This window comes from Variovorax sp. V15, assembly GCF_041154425.1.
In the GTDB taxonomy this organism is placed as follows: domain Bacteria; phylum Pseudomonadota; class Gammaproteobacteria; order Burkholderiales; family Burkholderiaceae_C; genus Variovorax; species Variovorax guangxiensis.
The window spans coordinates 6869177-6886037 of record NZ_AP028659.1 but is presented as its reverse complement, the minus strand read 5'-3'; the positions used below and the strand labels follow the sequence as shown (position 1 = coordinate 6886037).

Here is a 16861-nt window from a genome sequence, read left to right as displayed (position 1 = left end):
GCCATCGACTCCAGAGCATGCCGCGTTTCCACTGTTCCGTGCCGCTGAGCGCCGGCGCCAGCCTGGCGCTGCCGGCCGGTGCCGCGCGCCATGTGCAGGTGCTGCGGATGCAGCCCGGCGAGGCGCTCACGCTGTTCGACGGCGCGGGCGGCGAATACGCGGCCACGGTCGAGCGCATGGGCCGCAGCGACGTTTCGGTAACGGTCGGCGCGCATCTTCCGGTGGAGCGCGAGGCGCCCCGGGCGGTGCATCTCGCGGTCGGCATGCCGGCCAACGAGCGCATGGACTGGCTGGTCGAGAAGGCCACCGAACTCGGCGTGGCGAGCATCCAGCCGCTGGCCACGGCCCACGGCGTGCTGCGCCTGGCGGGCGAGCGCGCCGAGAAGAAGCGGGCGCACTGGGAAGCCATCGCGGTCGCGGCCTGCGAGCAGTGCGGGCGCAACCGCGTGCCGGTGATCCACCCGGTGCAGCCCTTCGCCGGCTGGCTCGAGACCCAGGACGGCCCCGCCGTGCGCCTTGTGCTGAGCCTCGCCGAGGGCACGCGCAGCCTCGCCGACATGGCAACGGGCGAGCAGCAACAGGGCGTGACCGTGCTGAGCGGCCCCGAAGGCGGGCTGAGCGCCAGCGAAGAGCAGCAGGCCATCGCCCGGGGCTTCGCGCCCGTCACCCTCGGCACGCGCGTGCTGCGCGCCGAAACGGCGGCGCTGGCCGCGCTGGTCTCGCTGGCAGGCGTCTAGATAGACAAGGCTCCGGCCCCAGGCCCGACGCCATCAGGTGGGTGTTTTCCGCGACGCGCGCGCGGAAAGCCTGCGAAACAATCGTTACTTCTTTAAGACAAAAGAAGGACTTTTGCGCCCATGTCCAAGCTGCCCGGTCCGCTGCGCCTCGCCCCTTTGGTCCTCGCCGCACTGTTTTGCACTACCCAGGGCGCGCTTGCCCAACCCCAGGCCGTCGCCCCGACACCCGCGCAGGTCGGCCCCGAGGTCGACCGGGCATTCACCCAGCTGATGGCATCGCCCGCCGTCCAGAAGCTGCTGGACGCGCTCAGGGCCGACCACGAGCGCTCGGTCGAGGAGCTGAAGGCGCTCACGGAGATCGAGGCCCCGCCCTTCAAGGAGCACAAGCGCGCCGAGGCTTTTCTCGCCCGCATGAAGGCTTTCGGGCTGACGAACGCGAAGATCGACGCCGAAGGCAACGTGATCGGGCTGCGCAAGGGCACGGGCAATGGGCCGAAGCTGCTGATCTCGGCCCACCTCGACACGGTGTTTCCGGCCGGCACCGACGTGAAGGTGAAGGAGCGCGACGGCCGGCTGCACGCGCCGGGCATCGCGGACGACACGCGCGGGCTCGCAGTGCTGCTGTCTTGGCTCAAGGTGCTGAACGACAACAAGGTGCAGACGGTGGGCGACCTGATGTTCGTCGCCAATGTGGGCGAGGAAGAGCTCGGCAACCTGCGCGGCATGAAGGCGATCTTCCGCGACCACCTCGACATCGACGGCATGGTGGGGCTGGAGCCTTCGGCACCGGGCTCGGTGCTGGTGCTGGGCACCGCGAGCCATCGCTACGAGGTCAGCTTCCAGGGACCAGGCGGGCACAGCTTCGGCGCATTCGGCCAAGTGCCGAGCGCGATCCACGGCATGGGCCGCGCGATCGCGAAGATCGCCGACATCCGCACGCCGAGCTTTCCGAAGACGACGTTCACCGTCGGCACGGTCGGTGGCGGCACCTCGGTCAACACCATCGCGCCCGATGCGCGCATGGCCATCGACATCCGCTCGGACGACATGGCCTCGCTGCTGGAAACCGAGAAGAAGATCCTGGCCGCCATCGACGAAGCCGTGGTCGAGGAGAACAGGCGCTGGAACGTCAGCACCCTGAGCGTGAGCACCCGGCTCATCGGCGAGCGGCCCGGCGGGCGCACGCCGCCCGACTCGGTGATCGTGGAGGCCGCGATCCGCTCGAACGCCGCCTTCGGCAACCGGACGCTGCTGCGCGGCGGCAGCACCGATGCCAATGTGCCGATCTCGATGGGCATCCCGGCCATCGTCGTGGGCGGCGGCGGCAAGGCCTCCGGATTCCATTCGCTGAGCGAGTCCATCGACATGACAGATGCGTGGAAAGGCGCGCAGAATTCGCTCGTCACCGTGCTCGGGCTGGTGGGCGTTCAGGGGGTCGCTCCCGCGCTGCTCCCCAAACGGGCGGCACGTATCAAGTAATTTGTCACGTTGCCAATTCGAAAGTGGGCATGCCACTTTCGGCTTAAGGTCCGCGGCATTTAACAATGTTGGCGGTTCTGTCACACACCAAGGAAACAGTCATGGGATTGCTCGATTCGGTACTCGGTCAGGTGCTCGGAGGCGCTGCGCAACAGCAGCAACCGCAAGGCGGAGGCCTTGGCGGGCTGGGCGATCTGGGAGGCCTGGCCGGCGCGCTGGGCGGCCTGCTCGCCAACAACGGCAGCGTGGGTGGCCTGGGCGGCCTGGTCTCGAAGTTCGAGCAGGCCGGCATGGGCGACGTCATCGGCTCGTGGATCGGCAAGGGTGAAAACCAGCCCGTCTCGGGCGACCAGCTGCAGAACGCGCTGGGCAGCGACACCATCGCGAGCATCGCGTCCAAGCTCGGCATCAATGCGCAGACGCTGCTGCCCATGCTGGCCACCATGCTGCCGGCGCTCATCGACCAGCTCACGCCGCACGGCAAGATCCCCGACCAGGGGCTGGGCAACCACGACGACCTGCTGGGCTCGCTCAGCGGTCTGCTGCAAGGCAAGCAGTCCTGAACCGGACTGCCTTCTCCAGTGTTCGAGCGCCCGGGAGGGCGCTTTTTTTTGGTCAGCGCGTGTTGGCCGACAATCCCTGCGGCATCAATGGAGAGCAATGGCATGGCGGGCAATCGCAAGTCGAAGGGGGAAACAGAGAAGAACGAGGAGAAGAAGGAGGGCGGCCTCGACGCGCGCCCCGACGGCAAGGTGCGGTGGTCCAAGAACATGCGCGAGGCGCTCGCGAAGTTCAACGACCGGCCCTGCGGCCGGTGCGGCGGTTCGCTCTCGGAGGAGCGCAGCCTGGCCGACAGCCTCGACTTCTTCCGCCGCCATCGCTCCAGCTTCTATCCGCCGCGCGCAGCGCGGCTGCGCATGCTCGAGATGCACGGCGCCGCGGCGGCCGAACTGCTCTTCGAGCCCTCGCCGCACAAGGAAGCCGTCACCGACCTGCTGGCCATCCATGACGCGGAAGTGGTGCGCTTCTTCGTCGCGCAGGTCAAGCAGATCGACTGCAAGAACGCGCTGGTGAAGCAGGCGGCACGCTGGCCGCTCTTCGTGCTGCGCGAGCTGCTCTCGGCGAACCCGGCGCGGCACCAGGCCGGCGCGGCGCTCATCCTGGAGCTGCTCGCGGCGAATCCCGAGTGGCAGGAGCCGCTCGAAGCCTCGTGCGACGAAGCCCAGCGCAAGACGCTCGCGCGCCTGCAGGAAGACGGCTCCGCCGGCGTGGCCGACGCCCCCGCCGCCGACTGGCCCGCGCTGCTGCGCCGCCCACCGTGGAAGAACCGGCAGGCGCTGCCCGTCATCCCGGTACTGGCGCTGCAGCCGCTGCCGCCGACGGCCCGGCTCCATTGGACCGACCTGAAGCCGCCGCAGTACCTGCAGGCCACGGGCGACCTGTCCGACTGGCTGGCGCGCGAGGTCCGGGTTTCGCGCGATCGCTCGAACCAGTGGATGACCGAGTTCACGCGCCACCAGCCCGATGCGCCGGACGCCATCCGCGAAGGCGGCAACCTGCACAAGGCGCTGTGGATGCTGGGCCTGCGCCCCGAACTCATCGACGACGTCATCGCCGGCCGCCACGAGATCACCAGCCCCGAGGACTTCGGCCAACTGCCCGGCTCGCGCTGGGGCGTCGCCGAATACATCTGGCAACTGCCCCCGCCGCTGGCCGTGGCGGCGTTCACGCACGGGCCGGCCGTCGATCACTTCATGGGCGACGTGGCGCGCGTGCGGCCCATCCTCCACGCCCTCGGCACGGACGCGCTGCCGGGGCTGCCGCGCTTCCTCAAGCAGGGCTCGCGGGCGATGTTCGAGCTGGCCTCGGTCATCGAATGGGACCCGCTCGCCGGCTGGATCGCCAAGGGCTTCCACACCAACCGCTGGGTGCGGCGCGAGGCGGCCGCATGGCTGGAACGCTACCCCGACACGGCCGCGCGCGGCCTCGTCCCCGTCGCGCTGGGCGAGCCCGGCCCCGCGCACGAATCGGCGCAGGCCGCGCTGCGCTGGCTGCACGACAACGGCCATGCCGATACGGTGCGCGTCCAGGCACAGGCCTACGGCGCCGAAGCCGCCGACGCGGTGGCGCAGCTGCTGTCCATCGCGCCCGAAGACGTTCTGCCCGACAGCCTGCCCGTGGTGCCGAAGACGCTGCCCCTGCCGTCGCTGCCCCGCCTGATCCTCAAGGAAGGCGGCCTCGCGCTGCCGCAGGCCGTGGTGCCCGACGTGCTGATGGCGATGATGCTCGGCAAGCCCGACGCGCCATACCCGGGGCTCGCCCCGCTGCTGGACGCGCTCGCGCCCGACTCCCTCGCGCGCTTCGGCCGCGCGCTGCTGGCCTGGTGGATCGGCAACGGCCGGCCGGCCAGGGAGCGCTGGATGTTCGCGCTGCAGGGCCGCCTCGGCGACGGCGAAACCGCACGCCAGCTCTACAGCCTGCTGCGCCAGTGGCGCGCCGGGCTCGACCGCGTGCGCGCCTACGACGCCATGGCCATGCTCGGCGAGATCGGCAGCGACGCCGCGCTGATGCACCTGGCCGAACTCGCGCGCCAGACCCGCTACGACGACCTGCGCACCCGCGCCGACCGCATGCTCGGCGAGGTGGCCGAGCAGCGCGGCCTGAGCCTCGACCAGCTGGCCGACCGCACCGTGCCCGACCTCGGCCTGGACGCCCGCGCGCGCCTCACGCTGGACTTCGGCCCACGCAGCTTCGAGGTGCGCATGGACGACAGCTTCCAGCCCGTGGTGCACGATGCCCGCGGCAAGGCACTCAAGACGCTGCCCAAGGCCGGCGCGAACGACGACGCCGGCAAGGCCGCCGCCGCGGCCACGCAGCTCAAGGAACTGCGCAAGCTCGCGAAGACAGTCGCCACCACGCAGATCCGGCGGCTGGAGGCCGCGATGTGCGCGCAGCGCCGCTGGGGCCCCGACGAGTTCATGCCCTTCTTCGCGAACCACCCGGTGCTGCGGGTGTTCAGCCGGCCGCTGGTCTGGGGCCTGTTCGATGCCGACGACAAGCTGCAGGGCACCTTCCGCGTCACCGCCGAAGGCGAGCTGGCCGACCTGCACGACGACCCGGTGAAGCTGCCGGAGAACGCGCGCATCGGCCTGCCGCATCCGCTGGACTTCGCGGCGCTCGATGCGTCGCTCGTCACCGCATGGGCGCCGGTGCTCGCCGACTACGAGATCCTGCAGCCCTTCGAGCAGCTGGCGCGCCAGTCCTTCGTGCTCGATCCGGCGTTGCGCGCGGGCCGCGAGTTGCCGCAGTGGGCCGGCCGCGCGGTGTCGAACGCCGCGCTCATGGGCCTGGAAACGCGCGGCTGGGTGCGCGAGATCGGCGACGGCGGCATGGTCAACAGCTTCAACAAGGGCGTGCCCGGCGAGGGCCAGGTCTGCCTGCGGCTGGAAGAGGGCTGGTTCGTGCAGGACAGCCCCGACGGCAAGGTGCTGCAGACGGTGCACGGCGTGGCGCTCACCGGCACCGAGCGCACGCTGGGCGACCTGCCTGCCATCGCATTCAGCGAGATCGAGCGCGACCTGCAGCGCGCGGTAAGGGAGACAAGCGCATGAACCGCAATCTGTGGCTGCTGGCCATCTGCCAGGGCCTGCTGCTGACGAACAACGTGACCTTCATCGCCATCAACGGGCTGGTGGGCCTGGCCATCGCGCCGCGCGGCTGGATGGCGACGCTGCCGGTGATGAGCTACGTGATCGGCGGCGCGCTCTCCACCGGGCTGGTGGCGCGCACGCAGCAGCGCTTCGGCCGGCGCGGCTCGTTCCAGACCGGGCTGGCGGTGGCGCTGGTGTCGGCACTGCTGTGCTGCTTCGCGGCGGTCACGAAGAACTTCTGGCTGCTGTGCTTCGCCACCGTCATCGCGGGCTACTACAACGCCAACGCCGGGCTCTACCGCTTCGCCGCGGCCGAGCTGGCGGCGCCGCAGTGGCGCGAGAAGGCGGTGTCGATGGTGATGGCCGGCGGACTGATCGGTGCCGTGGCCGGGCCCAACCTCGCCAAGGCCACGCGCGAAGCCTTCGCCGTGCCCTTCGCCGGCGCCTACATCGCGCTGGCGGCGGTGGCGCTGCTGTCGATGGCGGTGATGCACTTCATCCAGTTCCCGCCCGCGCCCGCGCGCAAGGAAGCGGCGGGCGGACGGCCGCTTTCGGAGATCGCGCGCCAGCCGGTGTTCATCGTCGCGGCGGCGGCCGGCGCGCTGGGCTACGGCGTGATGAACCTGCTGATGGCCGCGACGCCCATCGCGATGCAGATCTGCAGCCTGCCGTTCTCCGACGCCGCGCTGGTGCTCGAATGGCACGTGATCGGCATGTTCGCGCCGGGCTTCTTCACCGGCCACCTGATCCGCCGTTTCGGCGCGCTGCCGGTGATGGGCGCGGGGCTGCTGCTGAACCTCGGCTGCATCGCCATCGCGCTCTCGGGCGTGGAGCTGCATCACTTCATCGTGGCGCTGTTCCTGCTGGGCGTGGGCTGGAATTTCCTTTTCACCGGAAGCACCACGCTGTCGCTCACCGCCTACACGCCCGAGGAGCGCGACCGCGCGCAGGGCGCGCTCAACTTCTGCGTGTTCGCCACGCTGGCGCTGACGTCGTTCGCCTCGGGCGTGCTGGTGACCACCCAGGGCTGGCGGCTGCTGAACTTCGGCTCGCTGGTGCCGGTGGTGCTGACGGGCGCGGCGCTGCTCTGGCTGGCGCGCAAGCGCGCCGTCAGCCCCGCTGCGGAAAGCGCCGGTTGAGCCAGCGCTGAAGGGCTTCGAAGACCGGATCGGCTTCGAGCTCGTTGAAGATCTCGTGGTACAGCGTGTCGAAGCATTGCGCCTCGACCTTGCCGCTTGGCGCGGCGGCTGCGGCAAAAGCGTGGCTGGCCGCGGGCCGCACCAGGCGGTCGTCGCCCGCGTAGAGCAGCAGCGTGGGCACCGGCCAGTTGGCGGCGCGCTGCTGCACGGCTTCTCCTTCGTAGGCCAGGAAGCGCGCGAGCCGGCCGCCGATGCGGTCGTGCGTGAGCGGATCGTCACGATAGGCCTGCACCACCGCCGGGTCGTGCGATAGGTAGTTGTCGTCGAGGCCGTTGCCCACGCGAAGGTCGGGCGCGATGCGCGGCAGCACCACGAGCAGCAGCTTCTGGAAACCGTTCAGGCCGGGATCGAGCCCCGGCGAGGACAGCACTGCGGCGTTGACGTGCCGCACGCCGCGCGCAATCAGGCTCGCCACGACAAGCCCGCCGAGGCTGTGGCCCAGCAGCACCACCGGCAGGCCGGGGTTCTCGCGGCGCGCGTCGTCGATCACCAGCGCGAGATCGTCCACCAGCCGCAGCTCGCTCGGCAGGCCGCCGCGCGGGCCGCTGGATTCGCCGTGCCCGTAGTGGTCGTGCGCCCACACCGCGAAGCCCCATTCGTGCAGGCACTCGGCCAGGCCGTGGTAGCGGCCGGCGTGCTCGCCCAGCCCGTGGACCACGACGACCACGGCACGCGCCGGCCCGGGCGCCGGCAGCCGCCGCAATGCGAGCGTCTCGCCGTCCGGCGCGGACAGCGACACGCGCTGCGGCAGGGGCAGGACCGCGCTCAAGCCGCCGCCGGCTCCGACGACGCCGCGCGGTGCGCGGCCGGCAGCGCGGCGATCACCTCGGCCACGGCCGCGGTGAGCTTCTTGGCGTAGGGCACGTGCAGGAACTCGTTGGGGCCGTGCGCGTTGCTCTTGGGGCCGAGCACGCCGCAGACCATCATCTGCGCCTTCGGGAAGCCGGCGCTGAGCATGTTCATCAGCGGGATGGTTCCGCCCTGGCCGATGTAGCCGCAGGAAGCGCCGAAGTGCGCCTGCGAGGCCTTGTTGAGCGCGTCCTCGAACCACGGCGTGATGGCGGGCGCGTTCCAGCCGGTGGCGCCGCCGTTGCTCTCGAAGGTCACGCGGGCCTGGTAGGGCGCGTTGTCCTCCAGCAGCGTCTTGAGGTTCTGCACCGCCTCGGCCGCGTCGACCAGCGGGGGCAGGCGCAGCGACAGCTTGAAGGCGGTGTAGGGGCGCAGCACGTTGCCCGCGTCCTTCAGCGCCGGGAAGCCTTCGGCACCGGTCACCGACAGCGTGGGTTTCCAGGTGCGGTTGAGCAGGGCCTCGACCGGGTCTGTGGTGGTGGGCAGAGCGAACACGGTCGAGCCGCCGCAGTCGTAGTGCGCCCACGGGAAGCGCTTGTAGACCTCGTCGCCGAGGATGGCGGCGGTGGCCTTGGCCTGCGCGAGGCGGTCGGCCGGCACTTCGCAGTGGAAGCTCGCGGGCAGCAGGCGGCCGGTGGCGCTGTCTTCGAGCCGGTCGAGCACCTGCCGCATGATGCGGAAGCTCGAGGGCACGAGGCCCGAGGCGTCGCCCGAGTGGATGCCCTCGGTCAGCACCTCGACCTTGAGCGTGCCGCTGGCCATGCCGCGCAGCGAGGTGGTGAGCCAGAGCTGGTCGTAGTTGCCGGCGCCGGAGTCGAGGCAGATCACGAGCTCGACGTTGCCCAGGCGCGGGCGCAGTGCGTCGACATACGGCAGCAGGTCGTAGGAGCCGCTTTCCTCGCAGGTCTCGATCAGGCCCACGATGCGCGGGTGCGCAGCGCCCTGGTTCTTGAGCGCCTGCAGCGCGGCGATGCTGGCGTACACCGCATAGCCGTCGTCGGCGCCGCCGCGGCCGTAGAGCAGGCCGTTCTCGTACTTGGGCGTCCAGGGGCCGAGGTCGTTGCGCCAGCCGGTGAACTCGGGCTGCTTGTCGAGGTGTCCGTACATCAGCACGGTCTCGCCCATGTCGGTGCCGGTGGCCGGCACTTCGAAGAACAGCACCGGGGTGCGCCCTTCGAGCCGCACGATCTCCAGCTTCAGGCCCTCGACCTTCTGCGCCTCCACCCAGGCGGCGGCATTGCGCAGCACGGTCTCGAGATAGCCGTTGGCCGACCAGTCCTTGTCGAAGCCGGGCGACTTGGCCGGGATGCCGATGTAGTCGGTGAGTTGCTTGAGGATGTCGCCGTCCCATTGGGCGGTGACGTCGGACAGGGCGCGCTCGGCGTCGAGCGTGCCGGCGGGCATTTCGCGGTGCAGGGGGGCGTTCATCGGTGGGTTCTCCGCGGGTGACGAAAGAAAGGACGCATTTTGCGCCCAGCAGCGTCCGCGCGTAGAGTGCGGGCGATCTCAACCCGGAGGGCCACGTGAGCAAGGCAAACATCAAGGTGGGCATCGGCGGCTGGACCTACGAGCCCTGGCGCGACAACTTCTATCCCAAGGGGCTCGCGCACGCGAAGGAACTCAACTACGCGAGCCGCAAGGTCAGCGCCATCGAGATCAACGGCACCTACTACAGCACCTTCAAGCCCGAGACCTTCCGCAAGTGGCACGACGACACGCCCGACGACTTCATCTTCTCGATGAAGGCCTCGCGCTTCGCGACCAACCGCAAGCTGCTGTCGGGCGCGGGAGACTCCATCAAGCGCTTCATCGACAGCGGCGTGGCCGAGCTCGGCGACAAGCTCGGGCCGATCGTGTGGCAGTTCATGCCGACCAAGCAGTTCGACGCGGAGGACTTCGAGGCCTTCCTGGCTCTGCTGCCGAAGAAGGAGGGCAGCCGCGTGCTGCGGCACGTGATGGACGTGCGGCACGAGAGCTTCATCGTGCCCGCCTACAAGGCGCTCGCGAAGAAGTACAAGGTGTCGACGGTGTTCACCGACGCCAAGAAGTTTCCGTCCTTCGAGGAGCCCGAAGGCGACATCGCCTACGCGCGGCTGATGATGGCCGATGGCAAGCTGAAAGCGGGCTATGCGCCCAAGGCCCTCGACACATGGGCCGAGCGCGCGCAGGGGTGGGGCGCGTCGTCGAAGAAGCGTGACGTGTTCGTCTACTTCATCAACGGCGCCAAGGAAAAGGCACCGGCGGCTGCCGGTGCCTTGCTGGAGCGTCTTGGCTGGACCGCACCTACCGCGTGAAAGACGCCTGCGGGCGCCGCCGGGCCGCTCCCAAGGCGGCCCGCGCCTCCCCCTCGGGGGGTGGAGTTACACGCAGCGAAGCGGAGTGAAAAGCCGGGGGGCCTGTTTCAGGCAGCGGCCTGAAGCGAGGGCTTGGCGGCGCCGAAGCTGATCTCGCCGGAGATCTGGCCGCCTTCCTCGATCACGATCTTGCCGTAGCGGATCTTGCCGGTGACCTTGCCGGTCGAGTGGATGACGAGCTTCTCGCGCACGGTGAGGCTGCCGTCGAACACGCCGCGGATCTCGGCGATGTCGATCTCGGCCGAGCCCTTGAAGGCGCCCTGTTCGGCGATCTGCATCAGGCGCGAGTCCATGGTGGCTTCGACCAGGCCTTCGACCACGAGCGTGTCGCAGTCGGTGATCTCCACGCCCTTGAGCTTGATGTTGGGGCCGACGGTGAGCTTGCTGCCGCCTTCCTTGGCCACGGGCGCGGCCGCTGCGGCGTTCAGGCCGCCTTGCTGTGCGGTGAGCGAGGAGGGATTGACGGGGGTTCCGGAGAGGTTGGTGCCCGAACCGACGAGCGGCGCGGGGCGCGATGTCAACGAATCGGTGTCACGATCACGCTTGCCGAAGAAGGGGGACTGTGTAGCCAAAGGGGAGCTCCTCAAGAAAGGGGACTATCGTAAGAACGCACTCACGGCCTGCGGCACTTCATTGCGCAAGAAGCGTAACTGAATAAGTCGATCGGGCGCATGACAATGTGGCGCCATGAGCTCTCCAAACGTCGAACGGAACACCACATCGCGCGCGATGTCGTCCAGCACCGACTCGCGCTTCGACAAGCCCGCGCACGGCTGGCGGCGCACTCTCTTCACCGTGATCTTCGAGGCCGACACGCGCGCGGGCCTGATGTTCGACCTCGCGCTGATCGCGGTGATCGTGGCCAGCGTGCTGGTGGTGATCCTCGACAGCGTGCAGTCCATCCGCGAGCAGTGGCGCCCGGTGTTCAACGTCCTCGAGTGGATGTTCACCATCCTCTTCACGCTGGAGTACATCGCTCGGCTGAGCTGCGTGAACAAGCCGCTGCGCTACGCGACGAGCTTCTACGGCGTGATCGACCTGCTGGCGCTGCTGCCGACCTTCCTCGTGGTCTTCGCGCCGCAGATGGGCCTGGGCTATCTGATCGACGTGCGCATCCTGCGTCTGCTGCGCGTGTTCAGGATCTTCAAACTATCGCGTTACTCCGTGGAGTACCGCGCGCTGGTCTCGGCGGTGGCAGCGAGCCGGCGCAAGATCACCGTGTTCGTGGGCTTCGTGATGCTGGTGGTGCTGGTGATGGGCACGCTGATGTACGTGGTCGAAGGGCCGCAGCACGGCTTCACCAGCATCCCGGTGGCGGTCTACTGGGCGATCTCGACGATGGCCACCGTGGGCTTCGGCGACCTCGTGCCCAAGACCGACCTCGGCCGCGCGATCGCGTCGGTGATGATGCTGGTGGGCTGGGGCGTGCTCGCGGTGCCGACCGGCATCGTGACCGCCGAGATGGCGCGCCGCGGCGGCGACGACGAATCGGTCGCGGTGCCGGTGGCGCAGCGCGGCGTTCTCGCGATGGTCGAACCGGCACCGGCGGTACCGGCCAAGAGGCTCACTCCCGCGGCCAGACGACGCGCCCTTGCGCAGCATCGCCGAGGCGCACGATGAAGGCATCGGCCTCGGGCTCCGGCAGCGAGAAGGCGAAAGCCACGTCGTCGCCGTGCTGCACGCCTTCGAGCACCGCGCCGGCTGCAGCGAGCTCGCGCCGCACCAGCCCTTCGAGCGCATACGGCACCGAGCAGCGCAGGCTTCGCTGGCGCAGCAGCGGCACCAGCGTGGCGCCGAGCAGGGCCTGCGCGATCGCATCGGTGTAGGCCCGCACGAGGCCGCCCGCGCCCAGCTTCACGCCGCCAAAGTAGCGCACCACGGTCGCGAGCGCGCCCTCGACCTGCTGGTGGCGAAGCACTTCCAGCATCGGACGTCCTGCGGTGCCGCCGGGCTCGCCGTCGTCGTTCGCGGCCGACTGCCCGCCCGCCATGAGGGCCCAGCACACGTGCGCCGCCGCGGGATGCTCGGCGCGCAGCGAGGCGACCACCGCCAGTGCCGCCGCCCGATCGGCCACCGGCTGCACGCAGCCGATGAAGCGGCTCTTCTTGATGACGAGTTCGCTGTGGACCGGCTGTGCGAGCGTGAAGCTCATTGCGCCGTCAACCGCCGCCGCGCTCGAACTTGAACACCGCCGTGCTGGCGCGCGCATTGGGCAGCCAGCGCACGTCGCGGCCGTCCTGCAGGCCGAAGGCGTCGAGGATGCGCAGGTTGTTCTTGCCGGCCAGCACCTCGAAGTCCTTGAAGGTGCCGACGCGGATGTTGGGCGTGTCGTACCACTGGTAGGGCAGGCGGCGCGTGACGGGCATGCGCCCGCGCGCCACGCTCAGGCGGTTGGGCCAGTGCGCGAAGTTGGGGAAGGCGACGATGCCGATGCGGCCCACGCGCGCGGTCTCGCGCAGCATGACTTCGGCATTGCGCAGGTGCTGCAGCGTGTCGATCTGCAGCACCACGTCGAAGGAGGCGTCGTCGAACATCGCGAGGCCTTCGTCGAGGTTGAGCTGGATCACGTCGACGCCGCGGCGGATGCACTGCAGCACGTTGCCGTCGGCGATCTCCACGCCGTAGCCGGTGCAGCCGCGCTCGCGCTGCAGCAGGTCGAGCAGGGCGCCGTCGCCGCAGCCGAGGTCGAGCACGCGCGAGCCCTGCGGCACGAGCTCCGCGATCAGACGCTGGTGTTCGAGGTCGCTCATTGCTGGAACTCCTTGGCGACGCGCTCGAAGTAGGAACGCACCACGCCCATGTAGCGCACGTCGTCGAGCAGGAAGGCGTCGTGGCCATGCGGCGCGTCGATCTCGGCGTAGCTCACGTTGCGGCTGTTGTCGAGCAGCGCCTTGACGATCTCGCGGCTGCGCGCGGGGGAGAAGCGCCAGTCGGTCTTGAAGCTCACGAGCAGGAACTTGGCGCGCGCCTGTGCGAGCGCGGCGCTGAGCTTGCCGCCGTGGTTGCGCGCGGGGTCGAAGTAGTCGAGCGCGCGGGTGATCAGCAGGTAGGTGTTGGCGTCGAAGTACTCGCTGAACTTGTCGCCCTGGTAGCGCAGGTAGCTCTCGATCTGGAACTCGACGTCCTGGGTGGAATAGCGGTAGTCGGCGCCCGCCGCCTCGCCATTGTTCTCACCCTCCACGGCGCTGCGCAGGATGCGGCCGAACTTGGCGTTCATCACGTCGTCGCTGAGGTAGGTGATGTGGCCGATCATCCGCGCGATGCGCAGGCCGCGCTTGGGCACCACGCCGTGCTCGTAGAAGTGGCCGCCGTGGAAGTCGGGGTCGGTCACGATGGCGCGGCGCGCCACCTCGTTGAAGGCGATGTTCTCGGCCGTGAGGTTGGGTGCACTGGCCACCACCACCGCGTGGCGCACGCGCTCGGGGTACTGCAGCGTCCAGGAGAGGGCCTGCATGCCGCCGAGGCTGCCGCCCATCACGGCGGCGAGCGTCTCGATGCCGAGCGCGTCGAGCAGCGCGGCCTGGGCGTCGACCCAGTCCTCGACCGTCACCACCGGGAAGTCGGCGCCGTAGACGCGGCCGGTGGCGGGGTTGACGTGCATCGGGCCGGTCGAGCCGAAGCAGGAGCCGAGGTTGTTGACGCCGATCACGAAGAAACGGTCGGTGTCGAGCGGCTTGCCCGGGCCCACCATGTTGTCCCACCAGCCCTCGGAACGGGCCTGGCCCTGGTAGACGCCCGCGACGTGGTGCGAGGCGTTGAGCGCATGGCAAACAAGCACGGCGTTGCTGCGCTCGGCGTTCAGGGTGCCGTAGGTTTCGTAGGCGAGCGTGTAGTCGCTGATCGATGCGCCGCTGCGCAAGGCCAGCGGGCCTGCGAACTGCATCGACTGCGGAGTGACGACCAGAGGTGGTGACGACGACATGAATGAAAAAACCCGGCCTCGCCAAAAACGAGCCGGGTCTGCCGCGCCTGTCTTTAGCTGAATTTATAAAGCGCCCGCAAGCTGAAGCAAATCGGCGCAAGGCAAAGTATATCCCCCAGGCTGCGCGCACTGCGTGTCGCTTCGCCAACCCCCTTGGGAAGGGGGCAACACCGGCGGCCCGGCAAAGCCGGTTCCGCGGTGTTCCTGGAAGGGGCCGGGCTCCGCCTTTTTCTTTTCTTACCAGCCGACGATCATCACGATGCCCAGCACAAGGAAGATCGCGGCGGAGATGCCGTGCACGAGCTTGATCGGCACGCGGCGCACGATCTTCTCGCCGAGCCACACCACGGGCGCATTGGCCAGCATCATGCCCAGCGTGGTGCCCATGACCACCCAGAGGTAGTCGTGCGTGAAGCGGGCGGCGAGCATGACGGTGGCGATCTGGGTCTTGTCGCCCATCTCGGCGAGGAAGAAGGCGATGACCGTGGTGCCGAAGACGCCGAACTTCGATGTGCCGGGGGCATCGTCGTCGTCGAGCTTGTCGGGAATGAGCATCCAGACGGCCATGGCGATGAAGGAGCCGCCCAGTATCCACCGCAGCACCTCGGGCCCGAGCCAGCGCGTGAGGTAGTTGCCGACCGCGCCCGCGAGCGCATGGTTGATGACGGTGGCGGCGAAGATGCCGAGGACGATGGGCCAGGGTTTCCTGAAACGCGCGGCCAGAAGAAGGGCCAAGAGCTGGGTCTTGTCGCCCATTTCCGCGAGCGCGACGACGCCCGTTGCTACGAGAAAAGCTTCCATGATGACGTGGGGTTCCTTGGGCCGAAGGACGCAATTGACCGTGCAACACCTTCGGCCATATTCCCGAAGTTGCACGGTCAAAGGTCTCGCCAGGTGTGTTCACTGCACGCGCCATATCCTGGTGGGACAGGACAAGTCTGTTGACGCGGGCCCTTCTCGCAGATCGGAAGGCGGCTACTCCCCAATGACGGGCGGAATTCTACATGCACGCACGGATGTAGGGCGAAGGACCTCGCTCAATCGTGCAAGTAGGCGCTAGCTTTCGAATAGTTTTGACAGGTGCTACCTCAAGAAGCAAATTCCCGCTTGCAATTCGGATATTTCACCCATAATGCACGAGCCTCCCTCTTCACTTTGGTCGGGGGGCAGTTCGGTGATCGGTCAGTTTCGCGCGACTCGACGCTCTCGTTTGAGTGATGCTTTCGGGACTCCATCGCTTTTCTTGATGTGTTTATAGGAGTCCCTTGATGGGCAACAAACTGTACGTCGGCAACCTGCCTTACTCGGTGCGCGACGGAGATCTCGAACAGGCCTTCGGGCAGTTCGGCGCCGTGACCAGCGCCAAGGTCATGATGGAACGCGACACCGGCCGCTCGAAGGGCTTCGGCTTCGTCGAGATGGGCAGTGACGCGGAAGCACAGGCCGCAATCAACGGCATGAACGGCCAGCCCCTGGGCGGCCGCAGCGTCGTCGTCAACGAGGCACGTCCGATGGAAGCGCGTCCCCCGCGCAGCGGCGGCTACGGCGGCGGCGGCGGCGGTGGTGGTTATGGCGGCGGTGGTGGCGGTGGCTACGGCGGCGGCGGTGGTGGCGGCTACGGTGGTGGCGGTCGCTCCGGCGGCGGTGGTGGCGGCTACGGCGGCGGTGGCCGCAGTGGCGGCGGCGGTGGTGGTGGCGACGGCGGTTTCCGCAGCCCCTACGGCGCTGGTCCCCGTGGCGGCGGCCGCTCGGGCGGTGGCGGCGGTGGTTACGGCGGCGGCAACAGCGGCTACTGAACCCTGCGACTCTCCGAACGAATCACACTCAGACAGGCAAAAGGCTCCCTTGGGAGCCTTTTTCTTTGGGCGGTCGGCGAAGCTGGCCCGATCAGGCTTCGCCGCTGCGCTTCTTCCGTTCGCGCCCCTGCACCGCCCGGTCGAGCACGGCGTTCGGCAGCATGCGCATGATCTTGGCGACCACGCCCATCTGCCAGGGAATCACGCGATAGCTGGTGCCCGCCTCGATGGCGCGCAGCGCCTGGTTGGCGAAGTCTTCCGCTTTCATGAGGAAGGGCATGCCATAGCGGTTGCCCTGCGTGAGGGGCGTGTCGATGTAGCCCGGGCACAAGGTGACGACTTTCACGCCGCTCCCGTGCAGCTCGCCGCGCAGGCTCTCGCAGTACGCCACCACGCCGGCCTTGCTCGCGCAGTACGCGCCGTGCCCCGGCAGCCCGCGGATGGAGGCCACGCTGCCGATGCCCACCAGCCGCCCGCTGCCGCGCCGGACCATCGCCCGCACGAAGGGATGGAAAGTGGCCATCAAGCCCACGTTGTTGGTGGCGAAGGTGCGCGCCATCACGTCGATGTCCTCGCGCTCCCCTGTGTCGATGCCGACGCTGATGCCCGCGTTCGCGATCACCACGTCGGGCAGTCCCTGCTGCTCGATGCAGGCATTGCCGGCGGCGACGATGCTGTCGGTCTGCGCCACGTCGGCGCCGTAGACCCGGTAGCGGTCGGCGCCCAGCTGGCGGGCGCTCGCCCACGATTCGATTTCCCCCGTGCGCCGCGCGACCAGCGCCAGCCGGTAGCCGGCGTCGTAGAAGCTCGCGGCCAGCGCCTGGCCGATGCCGCTGGAAGCGCCGGTGATGAAGACGAGCGGGGAGGTCGTCATG

Annotated in this window: 16 protein-coding genes and 1 riboswitch; of the genes, 8 read left to right on the top strand and 8 right to left on the bottom strand. The window is 68.9% G+C overall.

Features of this window, described 5'->3' with window-relative positions; genetic code table 11:
* Positions 1–17: 17 nt before the first annotated feature.
* From ACAM57_RS32245 to ACAM57_RS32225, 5 genes are all read left to right on the top strand, one after another.
* Positions 18–737, top strand: coding sequence for a 16S rRNA (uracil(1498)-N(3))-methyltransferase (locus tag ACAM57_RS32245; RefSeq protein WP_369660258.1), 720 nt, complete (start codon positions 18–20; stop codon positions 735–737).
* 120 nt (positions 738–857) lie between these two features.
* Complete coding sequence (locus ACAM57_RS32240; RefSeq protein ID WP_369660257.1) at positions 858–2216, top strand: M20/M25/M40 family metallo-hydrolase; 1359 nt, start codon at positions 858–860, stop codon at positions 2214–2216.
* A gap of 101 nt (positions 2217–2317) precedes the next feature.
* Positions 2318–2779, top strand: coding sequence for a YidB family protein (locus ACAM57_RS32235; RefSeq protein ID WP_206169463.1), 462 nt, complete (start codon positions 2318–2320; stop codon positions 2777–2779).
* A 102-nt stretch (positions 2780–2881) separates the two neighbouring features.
* The gene (locus ACAM57_RS32230; RefSeq protein WP_369660256.1) at positions 2882–5827 is read left to right on the top strand and encodes a DUF4132 domain-containing protein; all 2946 of its coding nucleotides are present in this window, start codon (positions 2882–2884) and stop codon (positions 5825–5827) included.
* A complete protein-coding gene (locus ACAM57_RS32225; protein WP_369660255.1) occupies positions 5824–7005 on the top strand; it encodes an MFS transporter in 1182 nt (393 codons plus the stop codon). The genes ACAM57_RS32230 and ACAM57_RS32225 overlap by 4 nt, the downstream gene beginning before the upstream one ends.
* Here ACAM57_RS32225 and ACAM57_RS32220 read toward each other — a convergent pair.
* Both ACAM57_RS32220 and ACAM57_RS32215 read right to left on the bottom strand, forming a co-directional pair.
* Positions 6977–7834 (bottom strand): lysophospholipase, encoded by an 858-nt coding sequence (locus tag ACAM57_RS32220; RefSeq protein ID WP_369660254.1) that lies wholly within the window; start codon positions 7832–7834, stop codon positions 6977–6979. The two genes, ACAM57_RS32225 and ACAM57_RS32220, sit on opposite strands and share 29 nt — an antisense overlap.
* Positions 7831–9342: a M20 family metallopeptidase gene (locus ACAM57_RS32215; protein WP_369660253.1), complete on the bottom strand. Its 1512-nt coding sequence runs from the start codon at positions 9340–9342 to the stop codon at positions 7831–7833. Before ACAM57_RS32215 ends, ACAM57_RS32220 begins: the two co-directional genes overlap by 4 nt.
* Positions 9343–9437: 95 nt before the next feature.
* Here ACAM57_RS32215 and ACAM57_RS32210 point away from each other — a divergent pair, with 95 nt between their 5' ends.
* The gene (locus ACAM57_RS32210) at positions 9438–10208 is read left to right on the top strand and encodes a DUF72 domain-containing protein (RefSeq protein WP_369660252.1); all 771 of its coding nucleotides are present in this window, start codon (positions 9438–9440) and stop codon (positions 10206–10208) included.
* Positions 10209–10315: 107 nt separating this feature from the next.
* Here the strand turns inward: ACAM57_RS32210 and ACAM57_RS32205 are convergent, their stop codons facing one another.
* Positions 10316–10840, bottom strand: coding sequence for a polymer-forming cytoskeletal protein (locus ACAM57_RS32205; protein ID WP_126020878.1), 525 nt, complete (start codon positions 10838–10840; stop codon positions 10316–10318).
* A gap of 115 nt (positions 10841–10955) precedes the next feature.
* On the opposite strand from ACAM57_RS32205, the gene ACAM57_RS32200 reads away from it, so the two are divergent.
* A complete protein-coding gene (locus tag ACAM57_RS32200) occupies positions 10956–11888 on the top strand; it encodes an ion transporter (protein WP_126020876.1) in 933 nt (310 codons plus the stop codon).
* On the opposite strand, the gene ACAM57_RS32195 is transcribed toward ACAM57_RS32200, so the two are convergent.
* The 4 genes from ACAM57_RS32195 to ACAM57_RS32180 all read right to left on the bottom strand — a co-directional run bounded on the left by ACAM57_RS32195 (position 11833) and on the right by ACAM57_RS32180 (position 14991).
* On the bottom strand, positions 11833–12420 hold the full coding sequence (locus tag ACAM57_RS32195; protein WP_369660251.1) for a YigZ family protein: 588 nt from the start codon (positions 12418–12420) through the stop codon (positions 11833–11835). The genes ACAM57_RS32200 and ACAM57_RS32195 overlap by 56 nt on opposite strands.
* A gap of 7 nt (positions 12421–12427) precedes the next feature.
* Entirely contained in the window at positions 12428–13018 is a 591-nt protein-coding gene (gene metW, locus ACAM57_RS32190) for a methionine biosynthesis protein MetW (RefSeq protein WP_126020873.1), read from the bottom strand.
* On the bottom strand, positions 13015–14190 hold the full coding sequence (locus ACAM57_RS32185) for a homoserine O-acetyltransferase (RefSeq protein WP_184639147.1): 1176 nt from the start codon (positions 14188–14190) through the stop codon (positions 13015–13017). The genes metW and ACAM57_RS32185 overlap by 4 nt, the downstream gene beginning before the upstream one ends.
* A 237-nt stretch (positions 14191–14427) precedes the next feature.
* Entirely contained in the window at positions 14428–14991 is a 564-nt protein-coding gene (locus tag ACAM57_RS32180) for a TMEM165/GDT1 family protein (protein ID WP_369660250.1), read from the bottom strand.
* Positions 14992–15008: 17 nt separating this feature from the next.
* Positions 15009–15186: riboswitch (yybP-ykoY riboswitch) on the bottom strand.
* Positions 15187–15458: 272 nt separating this feature from the next.
* Here ACAM57_RS32180 and ACAM57_RS32175 point away from each other — a divergent pair.
* Positions 15459–15986 carry an RNA recognition motif domain-containing protein gene (locus tag ACAM57_RS32175; protein WP_369660249.1) on the top strand — a complete coding sequence of 176 codons (528 nt, stop codon included), beginning with the start codon at positions 15459–15461 and terminating at the stop codon, positions 15984–15986.
* A gap of 91 nt (positions 15987–16077) precedes the next feature.
* Here ACAM57_RS32175 and ACAM57_RS32170 read toward each other — a convergent pair whose 3' ends face one another.
* On the bottom strand, positions 16078–16860 hold the full coding sequence (locus ACAM57_RS32170) for an SDR family oxidoreductase (RefSeq protein ID WP_184639141.1): 783 nt from the start codon (positions 16858–16860) through the stop codon (positions 16078–16080).
* Position 16861 lies beyond the last annotated feature (1 nt).

Bases quoted from the DNA above. Each gene is read 5' to 3' on its own strand.
- ACAM57_RS32175 (WP_369660249.1), top strand. From the start codon at position 15,459: ATGGGCAACAAACTGTACGTCGGCAACCTGCCTTACTCGGTGCGCGAC.
- ACAM57_RS32200 (WP_126020876.1), top strand. From the start codon at position 10,956: ATGAGCTCTCCAAACGTCGAACGGAACACCACATCGCGCGCGATGTCG.
- ACAM57_RS32185 (WP_184639147.1), bottom strand. From the start codon at position 14,190: ATGTCGTCGTCACCACCTCTGGTCGTCACTCCGCAGTCGATGCAGTTC.
- ACAM57_RS32240 (WP_369660257.1), top strand. From the start codon at position 858: ATGTCCAAGCTGCCCGGTCCGCTGCGCCTCGCCCCTTTGGTCCTCGCC.
- metW (WP_126020873.1), bottom strand. From the start codon at position 13,018: ATGAGCGACCTCGAACACCAGCGTCTGATCGCGGAGCTCGTGCCGCAG.
- ACAM57_RS32170 (WP_184639141.1), bottom strand. From the start codon at position 16,860: ATGACGACCTCCCCGCTCGTCTTCATCACCGGCGCTTCCAGCGGCATC.
- ACAM57_RS32225 (WP_369660255.1), top strand. From the start codon at position 5,824: ATGAACCGCAATCTGTGGCTGCTGGCCATCTGCCAGGGCCTGCTGCTG.
- ACAM57_RS32235 (WP_206169463.1), top strand. From the start codon at position 2,318: ATGGGATTGCTCGATTCGGTACTCGGTCAGGTGCTCGGAGGCGCTGCG.
- ACAM57_RS32230 (WP_369660256.1), top strand. From the start codon at position 2,882: ATGGCGGGCAATCGCAAGTCGAAGGGGGAAACAGAGAAGAACGAGGAG.
- ACAM57_RS32180 (WP_369660250.1), bottom strand. From the start codon at position 14,991: ATGGAAGCTTTTCTCGTAGCAACGGGCGTCGTCGCGCTCGCGGAAATG.
- ACAM57_RS32215 (WP_369660253.1), bottom strand. From the start codon at position 9,342: ATGAACGCCCCCCTGCACCGCGAAATGCCCGCCGGCACGCTCGACGCC.
- ACAM57_RS32195 (WP_369660251.1), bottom strand. From the start codon at position 12,420: ATGAGCTTCACGCTCGCACAGCCGGTCCACAGCGAACTCGTCATCAAG.
- ACAM57_RS32245 (WP_369660258.1), top strand. From the start codon at position 18: ATGCCGCGTTTCCACTGTTCCGTGCCGCTGAGCGCCGGCGCCAGCCTG.